This is a genomic window from Halopseudomonas sp. L-58, from assembly GCF_056859475.1.
The window spans coordinates 23,778-39,448 of the sequence record NZ_JBSXON010000029.1 but is presented as its reverse complement, the minus strand read 5'-3'; the positions used below and the strand labels follow the sequence as shown (position 1 = coordinate 39,448).

The following is a 15,671-nucleotide window of genomic DNA, read 5'->3' as shown; positions in this document are numbered from 1 at the left end:
AGGCAGGCTCATGAACGTCAGCAGCAATATCAGCTACACCGACATCAATACCGTCAACCAGCTGAAATCCGGTGCCAATGCCAACAGCCCGGAGAATGTGCGCAAGGTGGCGCAGCAGTTTGAATCGCTGTTCACCAACATGATGATCAAGAGCATGCGTGACGCCAACGCGGCGTTTGCCGAGGGCAATCCGCTCAATACCCCGCAGACCAAGTTCTATCAGGAAATGTACGACAGCCAGCTATCGGTGCATCTGTCGGAAGGGCGCGGTCTGGGCCTCACCGATGCGCTGGTGCGCCAGCTGTCGCCACAGTCTGCTGCCGGCTCGGAGCGTGAGCAGGGCGCCGCACCCGGGGTCGACCAGTCCGCGTTGCTGGCGCGTCGTCGCCTGCAGGTGTCGGCGGACTACAGCGCCTGGGCAGATCGTCTGGCCCAGGCCGAGCAGACGCAGCGCCCGACCAGCCGCGAGAGTGACAGCTGGCAACCGCTGCGCGGCATCGAGGCGCTGCGTAACGGCCGCTCGACGATGGCGGCAGTCAGCCCTGAAGCTGCCCAGCGCACTCGCTTCGCCAACAGTCAGGAATTTGTCGAGACCATGCTGCCGATGGCGGAGAAAGCCGCGGCGCGTCTTGGGGTCGACCCGCACTACCTGGTTGCCCAGGCGGCGCTGGAAACCGGCTGGGGAAAATCGGTCATTCGTCAGTCCGATGGCAGCTCCAGTCATAACCTGTTCGGTATCAAGGCCCATGGCGGCTGGCAGGGCGACAGCGCCAATGTGGCAACGACTGAATACCGTGATGGCGTGCGCACCCGGGAGCGGGCAGATTTTCGCAGCTACGCGTCCTGGGAGCAGAGCTTCGAGGACTATGTCAGCTTCCTCGAAAGTAATGGTCGCTACAGCAAGGCGCTGAGCAGCACTGCAAATCCCGACACCTTCTTCCGTGAGCTGCAGAATGCCGGATATGCCACCGACCCGCAGTACGCGCGCAAGGTGTCGCAGATTGCGCGCCAACTGATCAGCAACAGCGATGAGCGCGTTGCTGCCAGCACCCCATCCACTGACTCCAGCAGCAGGGCCTGATCATGGCAGATCTTTTCGGTATCGGACTGACGGGCCTCAGAGCCTCCCAGACCCAGCTGGCGGTGACCGGTCAAAACATTACCAACGTCAACACGCCCGGCTATTCCCGCCAGTCGGCGCTGCAGGCCACCCAGGTACCCAGTTATACCGGTGCCGGCTATATCGGCAACGGCACCAAGGTGGTCGATGTCTCGCGCATCTATAACCAGTTTCTGACCAATCAGGTGCGTACCTCCACCTCGACCAACTCCGAGGTACAGGCGTTCCAGTCCCAGCTTGAGCAGCTCAATACCCTGGTTTCAAGCAGCGCGACCGGTATTACCCCTGGTCTGCAAAGCTATTTCGATGCCCTGCAGACTGCGATTGAAGATCCGGCCAACTTGCCGGCGCGCCAGCTCGTTCTGTCCGAGGCAGAGGGTCTGGCGTCGCGCTTTAATACCGTCCACAGCAGCCTGAACAGCCAGAACCAGTTCATCAGCCAGCAGATGACCACGCTGGCGGATCAGACCAGTCGCCTGGCGACCTCGATCGCCCAGTACAACGACAGCATTGCCATTGCCTCGGCCAACGGTGCCCAGCCCAATGACCTGCTTGACGCCCGTGACGAGGCGGTGCGCCAGCTCAGCGAGCTGATCGGTATTTCCGTGGTGCAGCAGGACGACAATACCCTGAATATCTTTGTCGGGTCAGGTCAGCCGCTGGTTGTCGGCAAGGAAGCATCCACCCTGGCCGTGCGCAGCGGCAGTGCCGATCCCGGCAGGGTTGAGGTAGTACTCAAAAGTGGCAACTCGGTCCAGGACATTACCAGTCTGGTCAGCGGTGGCGAGCTGGGTGGCTTGCTCAAGTACCGCAACGATGTGCTGGACCCCGCGCTGAATGCCATCGGCCGGCTGGCGCTGTCGATCAGCAGTGAATTCAACAGTCAGCAGGGGCAGGGCCTGGATCTCAACGGCAATGCCGGTGCCGCCCTGTTCAATGACGTCAACAGCCCGGATTTGGTCGATGGGCGCAGCTATGCCCGTGCCACCAACAGCGACCCGGATGCCAAACTGAGCGTGCGCATCAGCGACACCTCGCAGCTGAGTACCTCCGAGTATGACGTTGTATTTACCAGTTCAACCCAGTTCACGGTACGCCGGACCTCTGACGACAGTGTGGTCGGCCCGTTTGATTTGACCAGTGTCCCGCCACCTGAGCTGGACGGCTTTACCATCGAGCTGGGTGGTGGCGGTATCGCCGCCGGCGACCGCTTCCTGCTGACACCCACCCGCTTTGCCGCCGCCGGCATGGAAGTGGTGATGGATCAGCCGCAGGAGCTGGCGTTTGCCGCGCCTGCCGTGGTGGACACCAATCTGGATAACCGCGGTACCGGCACCATGAGTCAGCCCACCCTGATCGACGGCCCGGCGCCGATTGATCCGGCTACGCTGCAGGGCTTGCTGCCGATCGAGCTCGGCTATGATGCGGCCAGCGGTGAGCTGCAGGTGAGCAGTGGTACGGCGACGCTCAATCCGTCGCCGCTGGTGATCACGCCCGGTCAGACCAACAGTGTTGAAGTGACGGTAGGCGCCTATACCTTCAGTATGAGCCTCACCGGTACGCCGAAGGATGGCGACAGCTTCAGCCTGAACTTCAATACCGGGGTGGCGGATAATCGCAATGCGCTGGTGATGTCCGAGCTGCAGAGCGCCAAGGTGCTCGGCCAGGCCAACGGCGCCGAGGGGTTTTCCTTTGTTGACGGCTATGGCGACCTGGTCCAGCGGGTGGCTACCTTCACCGCACAGGCGCGTACGGATGCCGAATCCAGTCAGGCTGTGCTGGTGCAGGCCACCAACAACCGTGACTCGGTGTCGGCGGTCAACCTGGATGAGGAAGCGGCCAACCTGATCAAGTTCGAGCAGTACTACAATGCCTCGGCACAGGTCATTCAGGTTGCACGCACGATTTTTGACACCTTGATCAGCAGTATCAGATAACGGGTAGCCTCACATGCGCATCTCAACCATTCAGCAGTTTAACAGCGGCGTGCGTGGTATCTCTGACAATTACAGCAGCGTTACGCGTACCCAGGAACAGATCAGTTCCGGCAAGCGCCTGCTGACGCCGGCGGACGACCCGGTAGCGACCGTTCGGCTGCTGCAACTGAACCAGGAGTCCAACCGCCTGGAGCAATACAGCACCAACATGACGGCGGCGAACAACAGCCTGACCCAGGAGGAGAGTATCCTCAACTCGGTCAACAACGCCCTGCAGCGCGTGCGCGAGATTGCCATCGAAGCGGGTAACGGCTCGCGCAACGACGATGACCGCAAGGCGCTGGCAACCGAGCTGGAGCAGCGCGAGCAGGAACTGTTCAATCTGTTCAATACCCGCAATGCCCGTGGCGAGTACCTGTTTGGCGGCTTTCAGAGCAGCGAAGCACCGTTTGTCAAAAATCCCGACGGCACCTACACCTACCAGGGCGATGAGGGCCAGCGCTCGGTGCAGATCGCCGGGTCCAAGACCGTGCCAATCAACGACAACGGCAAGGATCTGTTCGTCAACATCGCCAACGTCAATCGGGTCAATACCGAGGCCGCGGCAACCAATACCGGCACCGCGCGCATCTCACTGGGTACGGTAGAGAACAAGACCGAGTACGACAGCACTTTCTATCCGCAGGGCAGCGTCGGCATTGTGATTGGCGCGGCTGGCGACACCTACGAGATTGTCGACAGCGGAGGCCTGCCGCTGGTGCCGCCGGTGACGGGCGCCCTGGAGCTGGAAGACGACGGCAGTTACAACATCCGTTATGCGGGTGTCTCGGTGAAGCTCGACGGCGATCTGCAGCCCGGTGACAGCTTCGCCATCAGCACCGGTGACAGCACTGCAACCAGCACCAATCGGGAGACCCGCGGTGTTCTGGAAACCGTCTCATTGCTGCGCCAGACCCTGGAGAACGGCACCGCGACCACCGACGACAAGTTGCAGCTGCGCGATGTGATTGCGGTCAGTCTGGATAACCTCGACAACGCGATGAACAACGTGCTGAGCGTGCAAACCACCATTGGTGCGCGCATGAACGTAATCGAATCGACCCAGACCGAAAACGAGGAAGTGGCACTGATCAACACCACGGTGACCTCGCAGCTGGAAGATCTGGATTATGCCGAGGCTCTGAGTCGTCTGAGTTTGCAATCGGTGGTGCTTGAGGCCTCACAGCAGAGCTTTGTGAAGGTCAGCAGCCTGAGCCTGTTCAATCTGCTGCGCTAGCCTTCAGCAGCTCGATAAAGGCGTCGGCCGCCGGTGACAGTGGCCCGTGGGCACGGGTCACCAGTCCGAAGCTGGTGCCTGGCATCAGGTCGGGCCAGTCCAGCAGGGTGAGGGTGCCGGCTGCCAGTTCATCCTGCAGGATGTCCAGGCTGCCGATACTCAGCGCATCGCAATGCTGCACCATGCGTTTGAGCACATCAAGGTTGTCGCATTCCAGGCTGATCTGCGGATCCTCACGGGGCAGGGTGCGGCGCAGGTCCTGCAGAATGATGTCGGGTACCCGGAAGCAGGCCAGCGGATACTGCGCAAGCAGTGCCGGGCTGAGGTCGCTGCGTCCAGCCAGTGGATGTCCGGCCCGGCAGAACAGGCGACTGGGCTGTTGCTGCAGCGGGGTTACCTGCAGTAGCGGGTCATCCTGCAGTTCGCGAATGTCGGCAACGAACAGCTCCAGCTCCTCGTTCAGCAACTGTTTGCGCAGTGCGACCCAGTGCTGAACCTCAAGGCGTACCTTGACGCCGGGATAGCGTCGATTGAACTCGCCCAGCACCCGCGGCAGCAGGCCTGCGGCAGGGAAGGGGCCACCGCCTACCAGCAGCTCGCCGGCTTCGAGATCGTTGAACTGACGCAGGGCATTGCGCATCGCGGTGCTGCCGGCGATCAGTCGACGGGCATGTTCTAGCACCAGCTCGCCCTGCGGGGTCAGCTCGACGCCCTTGCCAGAGCGGCTGACCAGCGTGCAGCCCAGGCGCAGTTCCAGGTTCTGAATGCTGCGGCTCAGCGCCGGCTGGCTCAGGCCGATGGCCTCACCGGCGCGGGCAAAACCCTGATATTCGACCAGGGCCACAAAGTGACGCAGCGATTTCAGCTCCATGGCGGCTCCTTGGTGTTCGGCTCAATCATCGGCCAGCGAGCGAATGATGGGGCAATCCGGGCGGTCATCGCCACTGCAGCAGTCTGCCAGCTCGGCCAAGGTATCATGCATGGCCTGCAGATCCCGTATCTTCTCTTCCAGCTCCCGCAGGTGTGCGGCGGTCAGTGCCTTGACCTCGGCGCTGGAGCGCGAACGGTCCTGCCACAGAGTAAGCAGATGGCCGATCTGCTCCATGCTGAAGCCCAGCCGGCGCGCGCGCTGAATAAAACCCAGCGTGTGCAGGTCGCGCTGGCTGTATTGGCGATAGCCGCCTTCGCTGCGCGGCGGTGCAGGCAGCAGTCCGATTTTCTCGTAATGCCGAATCATCCGCGGGCTGAGCCCGCAGGCCTCGGCGGCCTGGCTGATATTCATGCGTCCTCCGGCTTCCAGCGCTTCAGTAGCAGCGCATTGCTGACCACACAGACGCTGCTGGCGGCCATCATCGCACCGGCAATCATCGGATTCAGCAGACCCACCGCTGCCAGCGGAATGCCCAGGCAGTTGTAGACGAAGGCCCAGAACAGATTCTGGCGAATCTTGGCGCCGGTCCGGCGTGACAGCGCCAGCGCCATCGGTACCAGCGCCGGATCGCCGCGCATCAGGGTAATGCCGGCGCTGTGCATGGCCACGTCGGTGCCAGTGGACATGGCCATACCCACATCGGCACGGGTCAGTGCAGGGGCATCATTGATGCCGTCACCGATCATGGCGACGATCCTGCCCTGCTGTTGCAGGCGCTCGATTTCACCGACCTTGTCGGCCGGCAGCACATTGCCGCGGGTCTGATCAATGCCCAGCTGACGGCCGATGTGCTCGGCAGCATTCTGGCTGTCGCCACTGATCAGCAGGGTCTCGATGCCCTGGCGCTGGAGCCGGGCGACGGTCTCTGCTGCGTTGTCCTTGAGGCTGTCGGCGAAAGTCAGCATGCCCAGCACTCGGTCCCCCTGAGCCAGCCAGGACAGGCTGGCACCGTCTGCCTGCAGAGCCTGCGCCTTATCCATGTAGGCTGACAGATCCAGCCCCTGTTCCTCCATCAGGCGCGCATTACCCAGCCAGGTGGTCAGGCCGTCAACCTCGCCGCGGGCGCCGCGTCCGGCCAGCACCTGCAGGTCCTGTGCGGCCTCGGTGCTCACGCCATGTTCGGTGGCGTAGTCACAGACCGCTCGGGCCAGCGGATGTTCAGCCTGTTGCTGAATCGCCAGTGCTGCGCGCAGTACCTGATCGGCACTGGCTCCGTCCACAGCTTCAATGTGGGTCAGTCTGGGTTTGCCGCGGGTCAGGGTGCCGGTCTTGTCGAATACCACGGCAGTAACCTGGCGAGCTCGTTCGAGCGCTTCGGCGTCGCGGATCAGGATGCCGTGCCGCGCGGCTACCCCGGTACCGACCATGATCGCCGTGGGCGTAGCCAGGCCCAGTGCACAGGGGCAGGCAATGACCAGTACGGCGATGGCATTGAGCAGCGCGGCCTGCGGGCCGATCAGCAGGCTGCCGATGCCCCAGGTCAGCAGGGCAATGATGATCACGACTGGTACAAATACGGCGGCGACCCGGTCTACCAGGCGCTGGATCGGGGCCTTGGAGCTTTGCGCACTTTCAACCATGCGCACGATCTGCGCGAGCAGGGTGTCCTTGCCGACTGCTTTAGTACGAATCACCAGCAGCCCGTCCTGATTCAGGCTGCCGGCGCGTACCGCATCGCCGGGGCTGCGGTCGACGGGCAGGCTTTCACCGGTCAGCATGGATTCGTCAACGTGGCTGCTGCCCTCGATTACCTCTGCATCGACGGGGATGCGCTCACCGGCCCGGACGACCAGTTGGTCACCCGGAATGATCTGGCTCAACGGCACTTCACGCTCGCCATCGGCATCGCGCAGCCGCGCCACATCCGGGCGCAGTGAGGTCAGGGCGCGGATCGCCTCCAGCGTCTGCCCCTTGGCGCGGGTTTCCAGATAGCGCCCGAGCAGGATGAAGGTGACGATGGTCGCCGAGGCTTCGTAGTAGAGGTGAGGCGAGTGGCCGCCGCTGGCGAACAGGTTCCAGCTGCTGAGCAGCCAGCCGGCGCTGGTGCCGAGCACGACCAGCAGGTCCATATTGGCCGTGCGATTGCGCAGCGCATGCCAGGCGCCCTGATAGAAGCGGGCGCCAAAGACAAACTGCACCAGGCTGGCAAGAATCAGCTGCAACCAGCCGGGCAGCATCCAGTGACCGGCGCCAAGCAGGGCTGGGATCATGGCCAGCAGCATGGGCGCGGTCAGCAGCGCAGCGCCAATCAGCCAGCGGCGCTCGCTGGGCAGATTCGGGCCGCTGTCGGCGGCGGGTCGCGCGTCATCCAGCCACTGCCCGGGATAGCCTGCCTTGCGCAAGACGCGCAGGATCTCGTCGCTGTCGGTGCCGTCCAGCAGGGTTACTCGGGCCTGCTGACTGGCAAGATTGACCTGGGCCGAGAGCACGCCTTCAACCGCCTGAAGGGCCTGCTCGGCGCGGCGCACGCAGCCGGCACAGGTCAGTCCCTCCAGTTGCAGCTGGGCTTCCTGGGTCCGCGCCGGGTAGCCGGCCTGACTCAGCGCCTTCTCGGCGTCGGTCAGGGTGGCAGGCGCATCCAGGCTGATGCGCGCCGTTTCGGCGGCAAGGTTGACGGCGACCTGATCAACGCCGTCAACATTGGCAAGAGCGGCCTCGACCTTGCCCACGCAGCTTGCGCAATGCATGCCGCTGATGTGGAGCGTGAATTCAGTCATGGGGTGACTCCATTACGGTTTGTATGCGGTCAGCTTGAACCCTGACATCATGTTAGAGTCAAGTGCCGTAACGGACTTCCGTCAAAAGCCGAATGGCGGGCTGCCACCGTCGCCCAGTTTCAGACCCACCTTGAGGATCCAGTCGTTGTCCATGGCGGCAACCACCCAGGTGTGACCCTCCCACTCGATTTGATCGCCCACCACCGGATGACCGCCGAACTGGCGGCTGAAAAACGCCGCCAGGCTGAGCTGGCGCATATCCTCCGGGACGGCGAAGCCATAGAACTTGCCAACGTCGCCCAGTGTGGCCTCGCCCTCGAGGATGAAGTCGCCGAAGAAGCTGCGGTTTTCCAGATAACGAGGCGGTTGCGCCTTGCTGAACAGTTTTGACAGCGCCGGCAGATCGCGCGGCCGTCCCACAACGCAGAGCACATCGCCCAGGGCGAGCTGAGTACTGCCGGTCGGGTGCATCAGATGATTGCCGCGGAACAGTGCGGCAATGCGTGTCTCTCCGGGCATCTTCAGGTCCCGAAGGGCAACGCCAACGCACCAGTTGGCGTTGTCCAGCTGGTAGATCAGCAGTTCAAAGTCGCCGTCGATGGCGGTATCCAGACTGGTGCGCTGCAGCGGCTCAGGCTGCGGCGGAATCTCTACCTTGCACAGGCGTGCAGCCAGCGGCAGTGAAGACCCCTGCAGCAGCAATGAGACCAGCACCACCACAAAGGCCAGGTTGAACAGCAGCTGCGCCTGCTCGAGCCCCGCCAGCAGGGGGAAGATTGCGAGGATGATCGGCACCGCGCCGCGCAGGCCGACCCAGGCGATAAACAACCTCTCGCGCCAGGAAAACACAAACGGGATCAGGCAGATCATGACCGCAATCGGCCGGGCGATGAAAATCAGGAAGAGCGCAATCAACACCGCCGGCAGGGCGATGATGACCATTTCACTGGGCGTTACCAGCAGACCCAGCATCAGGAACATGCCGATCTGGCTGAGCCAGGCCATACCGTCCTGCACCTGCAGGATATTCTGCAGGTTGCGTACCCGGTTGTTGCCCAGGATCAGCCCGGTGAGATAGATGGCAAGAAAGCCGCTGCCGCCAATCTTGTTGGTCGCGGCAAACACCATGATGGCGCCACTGGTGATCAGCAGCGGATACAGGCCGGCTGGCAGCGTCACCCTGTTGACCAGCCAGACCAGGCCGAAGCCGCCGGCCAGTCCGCAGAGAGCGCCGATGCCAAACTGTTCAATCAGCAGCAGGGCGAAGGACCAGTTGAAGCTGGTCTGGCCGCTGGCAAGCATTTCGACCAGGGTAATGGTCAGGAAAATCGCCATCGGATCGTTGGACCCCGACTCGATCTCCAGCGTTGCGCCAACCCGTTGTTTCAGGTTCAGCCCCTTGCCCTGCAGCAGCGAGAACACCGCAGCGGCGTCGGTGGAGCCGACGATGGCACCAAGCAGCAGGCCCTGCAGCCAGTGCAGCTCCAGCAGCCAGGCGGTAAGCGCACCCGTCAGCGCGGCGCTGATCAGCACCCCGAGGCTGGCCAGGGACACGGCGGGCCACAGCCCCACCCGGAAGTTTTCCACCCGTGTGCGCATGCCGCCATCAAGCAGAATGATCGCCAATGCCAGACTGCCGATCAGAAAGGCGGTGTTGGCATCCTCGAACTGAATACGGCCAATACCGTCCACCCCGGCCAGCATGCCGATGATCAGGAAGATCAGCAGCAGCGGGATGCCCAGACGCGACGACAGCGAACTGGCGAGCACGCTGAAGCAGAGCAGCACGGCACCGATCAGAAAGAGGGTGTTGATATAGTCCATGGGAGCAGCTCGGAGCGGGTGGATGGAACGCGTTCACTATATCGTTTATGGCCCGGAGCGGTAAAAAAATTGCTGTATAGTCAACGCATTGCAACGTAGGGAGAAAGCAGGATGGATGCGGCATTCTGGCATGAGCGCTGGCAGCGCGGGGAAATCGGGTTTCACAAGGCGTCAACCAATCCGCTGCTGCAGCGCTGGTGGCCGCAGCTCGGAGTCGATGCAGAGGCTCCGGTTTGGGTGCCTTTATGCGGTAAATCGCTTGATCTGATCTGGTTGCGCAGCCAGGGGCACCCGGTTCGGGGCGTTGAGTTGGCGCGCAGCGCGCTGGAGAGCTTCTCTGACGAGCATGGGCTGGATTTGCAATGGCAAACGGAGGGGGAGTTTGAGGTTGCCGAGGGCGCCGGTTTTACGCTGTATTGCGGCGATGTCTTCGCACTCCGGCCCGAGCATCTGCAGGGAATCGGTGCAATTTATGATCGCGCGGCGCTGATTGCGCTGCCGCCGGAAATGCGTGCGCGTTACGTTGCCCATCAACGCGCACTGCTGCCCGCGGGCTGGCGTCTGCTGCTGGTGACCCTGGATTATCCGCAGGAGCAGCGCCCCGGGCCGCCTTTCAGCGTGTCCGATGCCGAAGTACGGCAACTGTACGCGGACTGCAGTATCGAGGTGCTGGAAGAGAAGGATGTATTGGCCGATCACGCCGTGTTTGCCAGCCAGGGCATGCGTTCGCTGACCGAGCGGGTATACCTGATCGCCGACTAAGCCGTGTCGGGGCTGCTAGACTGCGGCACCGACTGTTCGCTGCGGAGCCCTCATGCTGGCCGCCCTTGCCTTACTCTACAAACTGTTGCCGCTCTATGTGACGGTTGGTCTTGGCTGGCTAGCCGGCCGCTATCTGGATGCCAGCGGCCGGCACATCGCTGGCATCATGATGTATATCGTGACGCCGTCGGTGGTGTTTTCCGGGGTGATGCACGCGCCGCTGTCTGCTGAAGTCATCCTGCTGCCGTTTCTGACCTTCGCGCTGTGCAGCCTCACCGGCTGGGCGCATTTGCAGATCGCCAGACGCTGGTTTCCAGGGGCCGGCGCCAACATGATCCCGCTTGCGGTCGGAACCGGTAATACCGGTTACTTCGGTATTCCGGTTGCGCTGTTGCTGTTCGGTGAGCAGGGGCTGGCGATTTATATCGTCTGCATGCTCGGCACCACCCTGTTCGAAAACTCCGTCGGGTTTTATCTGGCCGCGCGCGGGCGCTACGGCATTCGGGACTGTCTGCTCAAGGTAGTGCGGCTGCCGTCGTTATACGCCTTCTTTCTGGCGGTTGGCCTCAACAGTGCCGGCCTGCAGATTCCGGATGCATTCGAGCCGCTGTTCGATAACCTGCGCGGTGCCTACAGCGTATTCGGCATGATGATTATCGGTATGAGCATTCTGAGTTTCCGCGGTCTGGCCGGAGACTTGCGCTTTACCGGGCTGGCGCTGCTGGGCAAGTTCGTCAGTTGGCCGTTGCTGGCGCTGGCATTCTGCGCGCTGGATGCCCGTCTGTTTCAGGTCTACGATGTCGCCGTCTATCAGGCGATCATGCTGATCTCCATCACCCCCATTGCCGCCAATACGGTTGTCATAGCCACGCTGCTCGACACCCATCCCGCGCAGGTTGCCGGCACCGCGCTGCTCAGCACGCTTGTCGCGCTGCTGTACATTCCGCTGATGAGCGCTTGGCTGTTTACAGGTGCCAATTGAGATCAGCGTAAGACTTCTTTGTAAGCGCCCTGTTTTTTATGAGAAAAACAACTAAAAAGCACTCATGCTTTAGCGCTCATGGTCGATACTCATGTCAGGAAGCAAAAAATTGACGTGTGCGTGACGGCGCGCGTTGGCTGTTGTCGGTGTGATGTTTAATGATCCAAGCCGAGCCTGCCTCCAGGGAGTTATCGCGGACTCGTGTCTCGAGTCCTGCCTGCCGTGCTGACAAGAGTGAAAAAGAGCCATGCTTAGTGTCTTCCGTGATTTGAGTTTCCGCTGGAAATTGACCCTTCCCATTCTGATTCTGGCCGCGTTGTTCGTCCTCCTTGGACTGTCCGCATTCTGGGCTGTCTCCAAGGTTGAGTCGCGTCTGGTACGTGTCTCGACCGACCTGTTGCCGCGCAGCTCGGTGGTGCTTGAAGCCGACCGTGACATGTATCAGGCGTTGGCGGCCGAGCGGGCCATTATCGAAGGCGTGGTCTCAAGCGGGCTGGATGCCGAGCACACTGACAACATGCAACAGGCCAGTGATCGCATTGCGCGTTACGCGGCTGCCACCAAAACGCCGGAAGGGCGTGCGCTGGCGGATGAATTCGCCAGGGCGTTTGCTGTCTGGAAAGCCACCTCACTCGAGAACGTCCGCCTGGCACGGTCCGGCGACGCAGCCAGGGCGAGTGACAGCAGCTACGGTCAGGGTTATGAGCAGTTTTCGCGGGCGCGTGAGCTGATCAACAAGATGACCGAGCTGATCAACCAGCAGGCTGAAGCGGAAGCGGCTGAAGCTGAAGCGGATGTCGCTGCAAGCCATGCTCGGGTGACGGTGGTGCTGGCCATCGGTGCCGTCGTGTGCTTTCTGATGATCGTATTTTTCCCCGGCCTGATTACCAACCCGTTACGTGAGCTGCTGCAGCGCATTCGCGACATTGCAGACGGCGAGGGCGACCTGACCCGCCGCGTGGTGGTGCACTCCAATGACGAATTGGGCCAGCTGAGCAAGGCATTCAACGCATTTCTGGAGCAATTGCAGGGGCTGATACGCGACGTTGCCGAATCGACCCTGCAGGTAGCCTCGGCTGCCGAGCAGATGAGTGCAATTGCCGAGGGGCAGGAGAAACTGGTCAACGAGCAGTATATGGCGGTCGATCAGGTCAGTACCGCTGCGACGGAGATGAGCGCTGCCATCCACGAGGTTGCCGACAACGCGCATAGTACTGCTGATGCCGCCCGTGAGGCAGACCGTCAGGGACACTCCGCTTCCGATGTGGTGTCAGCCACCATGAACGATCTGCGACGCCTGGCCGCCGATGTTGAAGAGGCTGCGGGTGTGATCAACAATCTGGAGCAGGACACCGACAAGATTGGCGGCGTGCTCAGTGTGATCGAGGGTATTGCCGAGCAGACCAACCTGCTGGCACTCAATGCCGCCATCGAGGCCGCCCGCGCCGGCGAGCAGGGCCGCGGCTTTGCGGTGGTGGCCGACGAGGTCCGTGCACTGGCGGCGCGTACCCAGGACTCCACCCGTGATATCCAGCAAATGATCCAGAAGCTGCAGAGCGGCACCGGACAGGCTGTTGCCGTCATGCAGCGTGGTGCCCAGCTGGCAGCACAGAGCGTCGAGAAGGCCGGTACCACCGAATCTTCGCTGAACGAGACTTCCGCCTCCGTCATGCGCATCAACGACATGGCTGCGCAGATCGCCGCCGCGTGCGAGGAGCAGAGTCAGACAACCGAAGATATCGCCCGCAACATCAGCGGCATTCGTGATCTGTCCAACCAGTCTGCGCAGTCGTCTCAGGAAAGTCGCGATGCCAGTAACGTGCTCGCACGCCTGGCTGCCAATCTGCAGCAACAGGTTGGTCGCTTCAAAACCTGATATTCGGGTTGTAACTTGAGCATAAGCCGTTACAATAGCGCGGCCTGAGCAAGCTCAGGTCGCTATGGTGGCCCCACCGGTCCCCTCGCAATGATCAGCCGTGAACCCGGTCAGGCCCGGAAGGGAGCAGCCGCAGCGGTCATATCGTGTGCCGGGGTGTGGCTGGTGGGGTTGCCTCCAAATACTTGATTTATAAGGCTTTTTGCCGTTTCTTGTGCAGGTGGTACAAGAGGTGGTACATGCAGGCCTTACCCTCATATCTCCAGCTTTCCCGTCACTCTGTCTTCTACTGCCGTGTTGCGGTGCCGCAATCGTTGCGTCCGGTCATTGGCAGACGCGAGATTCGTCGTTCGCTCAATACCCGCTGTCGTCATTAAGCCTTAGACGCAGTCATACCCGTTATCCGTCAAGCGAAGGGTATCGGCGGTTCTATGCTGAGGTTGGTCATTCAGGTGGGTTGCACAGGACAGCGCCGGACCTTGAGCGTCCGGCGTTGTCCTGATGCGGTAGATCAGACGCGGAAGCGTCCGATCAGCTGTTGCAGGTCGCTGGCCAGGCGTGCGAGCTCTTCGCTGGTGGCTGCGCTCTGCTCCGACGCCGTGCTGGTTTGCTGTGCAATATCGCTGACGTTGTTGATATTGCGATTGATCTCTTCTGCGACCGATGACTGCTCTTCCGCGGCCGACGCAATCTGCACGTTGAGATCATTGATGCGGGTCACGGCGTCGGTGATCGCAAGCAGGCGATCGCTTGCCAGGCCAACAGCGTCTACCCCTTGTTTGGCTTTGTCGCGGCTGATCTGCATCACGCTGACCGCTTCGCCAGTGCCTTCCTGCAGGCGGGTGATCATTTGCTGGATTTCGGATGCGGACTGCTGGGTACGCGAGGCCAGCGCTCGGACCTCGTCGGCCACCACTGCAAAGCCGCGCCCCTGTTCGCCGGCGCGGGCGGCCTCGATGGCCGCGTTAAGCGCCAGCAGATTGGTCTGCTCTGCGACGCCCTGAATCACCGTCAGCACCGAGCTGATGCTGTCGCTTTCCTGTTCCAGCCGCTGGATAACCTGGGCGGCGCGCTCCACTTCCTCTGCCAGGGATTGAATGGCATCGATGGTGCGGGTGGCCAGCTGGCGGCCCTGCTGGGCTTCCTGTTCGGCCTGATGTGACGCATCGGCGGCCTCGGCAGCATTGCGCGCCACGTCCTGCACTGTGGTGGTCATCTCGTGCATCGCGGCCGCTACCTGCTCGACTTCATGCTGCTGCTGGCGCACGCCGCTGCCGGTTTGCACGCTGATTGCCGAGGTTTCCTCGGCCGCAGCGGCAAGTTGGCCACTGGAGCCGGCCACCTGGTTGATGGTGTTCTGGAAGCGTTCTGCCATGCGGTCGAAGGCCTGGCTGATGCGTCCCAGCTCATCGGTTCTGCGGTCGTTGGCGCGGCTGGTCAGGTCGCCGTCGGCGAGCCGGGTGCTGGCCTGCTCCAGTCGGGTGACGGAAGCGCTGATACCGTGAATGATGCTCCAGGACATCAGCAGCAGTGCGGTGAGGGCGACCAGGGTAGTAATAGCCGCGATTATCAGCGTGTTCTGATAGCTGGTTTCGGCGTTCTGGTACTCCTGCTCGGCGATGGCGCTCTGCAGCTCGAGCAACTGCTCGAGCGTGCCTGCCAACGTACCGGCCTCAGGCCGCAGCGTGGTCAGCAGTATTTGGTTGGCTGCGGCAAAGTCCGCTTGCCGCAGAGCCGTAAGGGCAGGCACTACACCCTGGGTCAGCATGCGTTCAAGCTGCGCATCGACGGTGTCGCTTAACTGCTTCTCCTCGGCCGTTAGGTGCGTTGACAGATAGGCGCTCCAATCCTTTTTGATCAGACTGACAGCGCCGTCAACAACATTCAGGTGCTGATCCAGTGGGTGCTGGTGGCTGCTGCGCAGGGGATGGCTGGGGTTATGCTGTGCTGACAGCAGCAACTCTGTCTGAATGGTCTGTACGGCCAGTTCAATGCGCCCCAACTGGCCGGTGGGAATCAGGCGATCGTGATAGACCGTTTTGAGGGATTTGGCGGCATTGCTGAGTGCGTTTACCGAAACGATGCTCAGTATGATCAGCAGAATCAGGGCAAATGCGCTGAGGATGGTCAGGCGTAGCTTGATGGACAGATTACTCAGGGCCGACATGAGTTGGCTGGATCCTTTAAGTGGAATATTGAAGGAGCTCGCTGCAGCTGGCGAGACAGAATGGGCAGGCCCTCGCCCC

At 61.8% G+C, this 15,671-nt stretch carries 12 protein-coding genes and 1 other RNA gene; 8 read left to right on the top strand and 5 right to left on the bottom strand.

Annotation, left to right across the window (positions count from 1 at the left end; all coding sequences use genetic code 11):
* Nucleotides 1-10 precede the first annotated feature (10 nt).
* From flgJ to flgL, 3 genes are read left to right on the top strand one after another with little or no spacing between them, the layout of a single operon-like run.
* Nucleotides 11-1,081 (top strand): flagellar assembly peptidoglycan hydrolase FlgJ, encoded by a 1,071-nt coding sequence (gene flgJ / locus AC13EY_RS02005; protein ID WP_482876265.1) that lies wholly within the window; start codon nt 11-13, stop codon nt 1,079-1,081.
* A gap of 2 nt (nt 1,082-1,083) precedes the next feature.
* The gene (gene flgK, locus AC13EY_RS02000) at nt 1,084-3,057 is read left to right on the top strand and encodes a flagellar hook-associated protein FlgK (RefSeq protein WP_335599578.1); all 1,974 of its coding nucleotides are present in this window, start codon (nt 1,084-1,086) and stop codon (nt 3,055-3,057) included.
* A 13-nt stretch (nt 3,058-3,070) separates the two neighbouring features.
* Nucleotides 3,071-4,333 carry a flagellar hook-associated protein FlgL gene (gene flgL / locus AC13EY_RS01995; protein ID WP_482876264.1) on the top strand — a complete coding sequence of 421 codons (1,263 nt, stop codon included), beginning with the start codon at nt 3,071-3,073 and terminating at the stop codon, nt 4,331-4,333.
* Here flgL and AC13EY_RS01990 read toward each other — a convergent pair.
* The 4 genes from AC13EY_RS01990 to AC13EY_RS01975 all read right to left on the bottom strand — a co-directional run bounded on the left by AC13EY_RS01990 (nt 4,317) and on the right by AC13EY_RS01975 (nt 9,805).
* The gene (locus tag AC13EY_RS01990; RefSeq protein ID WP_233049317.1) at nt 4,317-5,204 is read right to left on the bottom strand and encodes a LysR family transcriptional regulator; all 888 of its coding nucleotides are present in this window, start codon (nt 5,202-5,204) and stop codon (nt 4,317-4,319) included. The genes flgL and AC13EY_RS01990 overlap by 17 nt on opposite strands.
* A 21-nt stretch (nt 5,205-5,225) precedes the next feature.
* Entirely contained in the window at nt 5,226-5,615 is a 390-nt protein-coding gene (gene cueR / locus AC13EY_RS01985) for a Cu(I)-responsive transcriptional regulator (RefSeq protein WP_088276676.1), read from the bottom strand.
* The gene (locus AC13EY_RS01980) at nt 5,612-7,981 is read right to left on the bottom strand and encodes a heavy metal translocating P-type ATPase (protein ID WP_482876263.1); all 2,370 of its coding nucleotides are present in this window, start codon (nt 7,979-7,981) and stop codon (nt 5,612-5,614) included. Before AC13EY_RS01980 ends, cueR begins: the two co-directional genes overlap by 4 nt.
* Before the next feature lie 81 nt (nt 7,982-8,062).
* A complete protein-coding gene (locus tag AC13EY_RS01975; protein ID WP_482876262.1) occupies nt 8,063-9,805 on the bottom strand; it encodes a potassium/proton antiporter in 1,743 nt (580 codons plus the stop codon).
* Nucleotides 9,806-9,916: 111 nt separating this feature from the next.
* Here AC13EY_RS01975 and AC13EY_RS01970 point away from each other — a divergent pair, with 111 nt between their 5' ends.
* The 5 genes from AC13EY_RS01970 (at nt 9,917) to AC13EY_RS01950 (ending at nt 13,802) form a co-directional block, all read left to right on the top strand.
* The gene (locus AC13EY_RS01970) at nt 9,917-10,567 is read left to right on the top strand and encodes a thiopurine S-methyltransferase (RefSeq protein WP_228247261.1); all 651 of its coding nucleotides are present in this window, start codon (nt 9,917-9,919) and stop codon (nt 10,565-10,567) included.
* A 52-nt stretch (nt 10,568-10,619) separates the two neighbouring features.
* The gene (locus AC13EY_RS01965) at nt 10,620-11,549 is read left to right on the top strand and encodes an AEC family transporter (RefSeq protein WP_482876261.1); all 930 of its coding nucleotides are present in this window, start codon (nt 10,620-10,622) and stop codon (nt 11,547-11,549) included.
* Nucleotides 11,550-11,796: 247 nt separating this feature from the next.
* Nucleotides 11,797-13,425: a methyl-accepting chemotaxis protein gene (locus AC13EY_RS01960; RefSeq protein WP_482876260.1), complete on the top strand. Its 1,629-nt coding sequence runs from the start codon at nt 11,797-11,799 to the stop codon at nt 13,423-13,425.
* A 74-nt stretch (nt 13,426-13,499) separates the two neighbouring features.
* Nucleotides 13,500-13,596: signal recognition particle sRNA small type (ffs, locus tag AC13EY_RS01955), an RNA gene on the top strand.
* A 68-nt stretch (nt 13,597-13,664) separates the two neighbouring features.
* Nucleotides 13,665-13,802 carry a DUF6538 domain-containing protein gene (locus tag AC13EY_RS01950; protein ID WP_308444264.1) on the top strand — a complete coding sequence of 46 codons (138 nt, stop codon included), beginning with the start codon at nt 13,665-13,667 and terminating at the stop codon, nt 13,800-13,802.
* 134 nt (nt 13,803-13,936) lie between these two features.
* Here the strand turns inward: AC13EY_RS01950 and AC13EY_RS01945 are convergent, their stop codons facing one another.
* Nucleotides 13,937-15,592 carry a methyl-accepting chemotaxis protein gene (locus AC13EY_RS01945; RefSeq protein ID WP_482876259.1) on the bottom strand — a complete coding sequence of 552 codons (1,656 nt, stop codon included), beginning with the start codon at nt 15,590-15,592 and terminating at the stop codon, nt 13,937-13,939.
* Nucleotides 15,593-15,671: the final 79 nt, after the last annotated feature.

Coding starts and splice junctions, on each gene's coding strand:
- flgJ (WP_482876265.1), top strand. CDS start 11: ATGAACGTCAGCAGCAATATCAGCTACACCGACATCAATACCGTCAAC.
- flgK (WP_335599578.1), top strand. CDS start 1,084: ATGGCAGATCTTTTCGGTATCGGACTGACGGGCCTCAGAGCCTCCCAG.
- flgL (WP_482876264.1), top strand. CDS start 3,071: ATGCGCATCTCAACCATTCAGCAGTTTAACAGCGGCGTGCGTGGTATC.
- AC13EY_RS01990 (WP_233049317.1), bottom strand. CDS start 5,204: ATGGAGCTGAAATCGCTGCGTCACTTTGTGGCCCTGGTCGAATATCAG.
- cueR (WP_088276676.1), bottom strand. CDS start 5,615: ATGAATATCAGCCAGGCCGCCGAGGCCTGCGGGCTCAGCCCGCGGATG.
- AC13EY_RS01980 (WP_482876263.1), bottom strand. CDS start 7,981: ATGACTGAATTCACGCTCCACATCAGCGGCATGCATTGCGCAAGCTGC.
- AC13EY_RS01975 (WP_482876262.1), bottom strand. CDS start 9,805: ATGGACTATATCAACACCCTCTTTCTGATCGGTGCCGTGCTGCTCTGC.
- AC13EY_RS01970 (WP_228247261.1), top strand. CDS start 9,917: ATGGATGCGGCATTCTGGCATGAGCGCTGGCAGCGCGGGGAAATCGGG.
- AC13EY_RS01965 (WP_482876261.1), top strand. CDS start 10,620: ATGCTGGCCGCCCTTGCCTTACTCTACAAACTGTTGCCGCTCTATGTG.
- AC13EY_RS01960 (WP_482876260.1), top strand. CDS start 11,797: ATGCTTAGTGTCTTCCGTGATTTGAGTTTCCGCTGGAAATTGACCCTT.
- AC13EY_RS01950 (WP_308444264.1), top strand. CDS start 13,665: ATGCAGGCCTTACCCTCATATCTCCAGCTTTCCCGTCACTCTGTCTTC.
- AC13EY_RS01945 (WP_482876259.1), bottom strand. CDS start 15,592: ATGTCGGCCCTGAGTAATCTGTCCATCAAGCTACGCCTGACCATCCTC.